Annotated in this window: 1 protein-coding gene; it reads left to right on the plus strand. The window is 73.7% G+C overall.

The window, feature by feature from the left end; translation table 11 throughout:
• Positions 1 to 795 (plus strand): ATP-binding protein (locus Mterra_RS21545; RefSeq protein WP_147373073.1); only part of this gene is annotated, 795 nt, incomplete at both ends.

Genomic DNA, 795 nt, shown 5'->3' on the forward strand with positions numbered 1-795 from the left:
GGCGGGCGCACCTCGAGCGCCCCGCCCTGCGGCTCGAGGTGCGCCCGCCCACCCCGGCGGAACAGCTCGAGCTGTGGCAGGAGGGGGTGGGGGAAGCCGAGGCCGCCGCCCTGGCCTCGCAGTTCAACCTCAGCGCCCGGGCCATCCAGGACCTGCTCGGCCAGCGCCCCCCCGACCTCTGGCAGGCCTGCCGCCTGCAGGCCCGGCCCCGGCTGGAGGACCTGGCCCAGCGCGTCGAGGCCGCCGCCACCTGGGCCGATTTGGTGCTGCCCGCCCACGAGCAGCGGCTGCTGCGGGAGCTCGCCGCCCAGGTGCGGCAGCGCTCGAGGGTCTACGAGCGCTGGGGCTTCGCCCGCAAGGGGCAGCGGGGCTTGGGGATCAGCGCGCTCTTCGCCGGCCCCAGCGGCACCGGCAAGACCCTCGCCGCCGAGGTGCTCGCCGCCGAGCTGGGCCTGGACCTCTACCGCATCGACCTCGCGCAGGTCGTGAGCAAGTACATCGGCGAGACCGAGAAGAACCTGCGCCGCGTCTTCGACGCCGCCGAGGGCGGGGGGGCCATCCTGCTCTTCGACGAGGCCGACGCCCTCTTCGGCAAGCGCTCGGAGGTCAAGGACTCCCACGACCGCTACGCCAACCTCGAGGTCAGCTACCTGCTGCAGCGCATGGAGCAGTACCGCGGCCTCGCCGTCCTCACCACCAACCTCAAGGAATCCCTCGACAGCGCCTTCCTGCGGCGCATCCGCTTCGTGGTGCACTTCCCCCACCCCGACCCCGCCCAGCGCGCGGAGATCTGGC

The organism is Calidithermus terrae, assembly GCF_003574345.1.
Classification (GTDB): Bacteria; Deinococcota; Deinococci; order Deinococcales; family Thermaceae; genus Calidithermus; species Calidithermus chliarophilus.